The organism is Tabrizicola sp. (genome assembly GCF_051645465.1).
In the GTDB taxonomy this organism is placed as follows: domain Bacteria; phylum Pseudomonadota; class Alphaproteobacteria; order Rhodobacterales; family Rhodobacteraceae; genus Tabrizicola.
On sequence record NZ_JBOFBI010000241.1, the window covers coordinates 1 to 3,751 of the forward strand.

The window sequence follows — 3,751 nt, forward strand, 5'->3', positions numbered from 1 at the left end:
CAGTTTGAAATCACGGAACAGACCCGCAAAGCAGTACAGCGGTGGATCGAAAGCCCGGCGATGTTCGGGTGCGATGATCTTTGGCCAAGCCGGTTTCACGGCAGCCCGCACCTTTCGACCCGGCAGTATGCACGCATCCTTCGCGGCTGGGTGACGTCGATCGGACTGGAACCGAGTGCTTATGGCACGCATTCGATGCGGCGCACCAAGGCGGCGCAGATCTACAAGAAGACGGGGAACCTGCGGGCTGTGCAACTCCTTCTCGGCCACACCAAGATGGACAGCACGGTGCGATATCTGGGGATCGAGTTGGAAGACGCGCTGGAGATTTCAGAAGGCGTCGAGATGTAGATCGGAACCCATCGTAGCCGAACGGTCCAGGCGTTCAGTGGAGACGGACAGTCGCAACTCACAGAAAATTGTTGACTCTAATAGTCAACTTTGCAACATCACCTGCACTGCCCGCCAAACACAGCCAGCACATCACCGAACCGGTCCGGACATCCGGAAGGTTCTGAAGAATGGAGCTGGCCAAATGACCATCAAGCAAGTCCTTCTTTCCGGCGCTGCCGCACTTGCAATGACCGCGACTGTGGCCGACGCCCATGCGTCCTGGATTGCGCAGCATGGCGGTGACTATGTCGTGATCCACGGCGAAGGCTCGGCCACGAACGAAGCCTATGACCCCGCGATTGTGACGGATGCCAAGGGGTTCGACAAAACCGGAGCACCGCTGACCGTCACCTTGGCACCGCAAGGCAAGGTCATGGGGCTGAGTGGCACCGAAGGTGCAGCAGTCCTCTCGGTCGTTTACTCCGACGGCTGGTGGACAGAAGACGCGGCGGGCGAGTGGCATAACGAGAGCCCGGATAAGCACGCCGGTTACAAAAGCACGGGGCAGTGCTTCACCTATCCCGTGGCCTATGTCGGTGCGACCGAGAAGCCCGGCGTCGCCGTCGGACATCCGCTGGAGATTGTGCCGCTGACCGACCCAACGATCCTGACCATGGGCGACAAGCTGCAGGTGCAGGTCTTTAAGGACGGCAAGCCGCTTGTCGGTGTGTCGGTGTCGCTGGATGTGCTGACGGATTGGGATCTGTCGTCGCCGGTGACAGATGCCGACGGCAAGACCATGGTGACAGTGCAGAACAACGGCCTGAACGTGCTGCAGTATTATGACGAAACCAAGGTGTCCGAGAAGGAGAGCATTGGTCGGCAGGCGGTCCTGTCCTTTGTCGCGAAGGGCCCAGCCGAAGAATAGCCGACACGTCCTGCCGTCCTGCCGCGACACCCATCACTGGTTTGTCGCGGCAACCAGCGGGTCCCGCGGCCGCCAGGACATTTTACACAACAACGCCAGCCCTTTGGTCAGCCACGCGCTCGTCTAGCCACGTCGACAGAGCGTCAGAACAAGCGTGGCATGGGGATGGGACGATGATGTCAAGGCCAGTGGCCATAGTCGCGGTGGCAGTTTGGGCAAGCCCGGCGGTTGCCTTCGAAGCGCTGACTTTCGGGGACTTCACTCTGACGCCCGAGGTCGGCGCGAACTTGATGTTTATGCACGACAGCGCGATGGAGGACTCGACCACAGGGTATCTTGACCTGACGCTGGTCTGGTCGCGCCAGGTGGGCAGCCTGACATTCGGGGTGGAAGCGTTCAGCGAAATCGTCCTCGATACGGCCGAAGACCGGGCGATCAAAGTGTTCGGCGACCCCTACATTGATCTTGGGCTTTGGCTTGAGGGGGAGCGGTTTGGCTATCTGGCCTACTCCTATACCAGCAGTGCGATCGGCGAGCACTGCATCGAGGCGCCGACCACGGGCGAAAACATCGGCGCGGGGGATTACGTGACGATAGGTACTTGCCCAGCATTTGATAGCCGGTCTGTGCTGTTCTACCGGACACCGGATCTTGGCGGCGGGCTGAAATTGGCGGCCAGCTACATGCCGGAGACCGGGTTTGAAAGCGTGGAAAGTGGCGAAGCCACGTCGAGTGCGTCGCTTGCCCTGATTTATGAGCGCGAAGCCATGAGCGGGGCAATCTGGACCGGCAGCCTCGGCATGGAAAAGGTGCTGGCTGTGGAAGGCGGCGGCCCTGAGGCCGTGGCCTATCAAGCGGGTCTCAATTGGACCAAGGACGGCTGGACCATCGGAGGCGCCGTCGCCCTGACAGACAATGGCGACTGGACCGAAGACAGTGGCTTCGGGCTGGGCGTAAGCCGTGAGGTGACGGACAAGCTGACCCTCAGCACAAACCTGAACGTCTCGCAAAGCCGGGCCGCAGGGGCCAGGCTGGACGAGACATCGATTGCCGTGATCGGCATGTACAGCTTCGTGCCCGACAAAGTCATCGCGGACATGGGCGTCTGGCATATTCGCAGCGATGATGCGGGCGCCAAATCAAACCGATCCGTCGTCAGTATCGGGATGAACCTTTATTTCTGACTTTTTTAATTGGTCATCCTTAACTCCGGTGGGCGTTGTTGCATAAGTCGTTGGTTGGAAGACTCACATGGTGAATCCAGTGGCTTAGAGTTTGCCATGAGCAAGCCTGCTGGCTCTCGCCAAATTCGGCACCCGGTTTCATGAGACTTCGGCACCCGATTGCGTCTGCTTCCGCACGTCGGTTAGTGCTAGCAAAGGCGGGAAGCGCGGAGATCTCAGCTATCGCATCGTTCCCCGCCTTTGCGGTCTGTGGGACGCTATTGCACGGCTAACGGTTGAGGCGTGACAGCCAATTTCGCGGACAGTGTCGTCTAACCCAAACGATCTCGACCTGACCGAGGACGGTGAGAACGGCGGTGAGAAAGTCGGCTACGGGAACGGCGGGATAAGCCTGCTGCGGGCGGCGCAATAGTCGGCCACTTTTGCCTCTTCTGGCGACAGGGAGGGAGGCGGCATTTTCATCGTGGACAAGTATCGAAGGGTTCAACTTGCCTGTGCGGAGGGGATGAGCCAGCGGGGGGCTGCGCGGCATTTCAACATCTCGCGCGACAGTGTTCGGAGGATGTTGGCGTTTTCGGTGCCGCCTTACGCGACTGCGGCGAGGATGGCTGCGGGCTGGGCGATGGGTGAGGCTGTAGCTAGCTGTTGACTGGGGCAGGTGCAGCTTTGTCGGCGTGAGATTCCGGGCTCAGAGTGGCGTATGACGTGCAGTCTCCGCGCCAAAGTTGACGAAGAGCTTTTGCCATCAAATCCAGCTGTTTTACTCAAGGCCCTTCAATGATGTTTCGCGCCACTCCGTCCGCTTTCGGGCCGTAAGTCATGATCAAAGTAACGACAATGCCCCCAACCGACAGTGCGCCTACCCATAACACCAGTCCGATTGCCCAATCCGAGACTGTCTGCATCGCTGCCCAGATTGCCACGCTCAGAGTCGTCCAACCCAAGATTGCTAGGACGCGTTGCCTAGCAAGTCCGGGGTTTTGGCCCAATGCAGCAATGTGATGCTTGGGCTTGGCGTAGGCTAGGGCCAGAAGGCCCAGACAGCACAGCACGAATGTAACCAAGATCATCATTCTGCCGGCTTCATACTGCGGGGTGCGGAGGCTTCCCGCATGGCCGGGGCAAGCTGGCGCAGGCGCACGCGATACAACGCAAAGGCAAAGAAAGCCGCGAAACCCAGCATCGTCAGGTCAAACCCCGCAATGACCCATTCGCCGGCGGGCAGGGAATAGCCCAGATGTATCCCCGTGGTCAGTGCGTTGAGCACCGGGATCAAACCGCACAAGATGGCAGCGACAGCCAACTG

General features: G+C 59.7%; 4 protein-coding genes and 2 pseudogenes. 4 read left to right on the plus strand and 2 right to left on the minus strand.

Features of this window, described 5'->3' with window-relative positions:
• From ACRCSW_RS15730 to ACRCSW_RS15745, 4 genes and pseudogenes are all read left to right on the plus strand, one after another.
• Positions 1-351, plus strand: a 351-nt coding sequence (locus tag ACRCSW_RS15730; RefSeq protein WP_438706591.1) for a tyrosine-type recombinase/integrase, incomplete at its 5' end; no start/stop codon positions are given.
• 184 nt (positions 352-535) lie between these two features.
• Entirely contained in the window at positions 536-1,261 is a 726-nt protein-coding gene (locus ACRCSW_RS15735) for a DUF4198 domain-containing protein (RefSeq protein WP_438706592.1), read from the plus strand.
• 173 nt (positions 1,262-1,434) lie between these two features.
• Positions 1,435-2,445: a hypothetical protein gene (locus tag ACRCSW_RS15740; protein WP_438706593.1), complete on the plus strand. Its 1,011-nt coding sequence runs from the start codon at positions 1,435-1,437 to the stop codon at positions 2,443-2,445.
• A gap of 463 nt (positions 2,446-2,908) precedes the next feature.
• Positions 2,909-3,031 (plus strand): annotated as a pseudogene (locus ACRCSW_RS15745) (helix-turn-helix domain-containing protein); the annotation flags it as partial.
• 178 nt (positions 3,032-3,209) lie between these two features.
• Here ACRCSW_RS15745 and ACRCSW_RS15750 read toward each other — a convergent pair.
• Positions 3,210-3,518, minus strand: a complete 309-nt coding sequence (locus tag ACRCSW_RS15750) for a DUF3325 domain-containing protein (RefSeq protein ID WP_438706594.1) — start codon at positions 3,516-3,518, stop codon at positions 3,210-3,212.
• A pseudogene (locus tag ACRCSW_RS15755) lies at positions 3,515-3,751 on the minus strand (hypothetical protein); the annotation flags it as partial. The gene ACRCSW_RS15750 and the pseudogene ACRCSW_RS15755, both read right to left, overlap by 4 nt.

Bases quoted from the DNA above. Each gene is read 5' to 3' on its own strand.
- ACRCSW_RS15750 (WP_438706594.1), bottom strand. From the start codon at position 3,518: ATGATGATCTTGGTTACATTCGTGCTGTGCTGTCTGGGCCTTCTGGCC.
- ACRCSW_RS15735 (WP_438706592.1), top strand. From the start codon at position 536: ATGACCATCAAGCAAGTCCTTCTTTCCGGCGCTGCCGCACTTGCAATG.
- ACRCSW_RS15740 (WP_438706593.1), top strand. From the start codon at position 1,435: ATGATGTCAAGGCCAGTGGCCATAGTCGCGGTGGCAGTTTGGGCAAGC.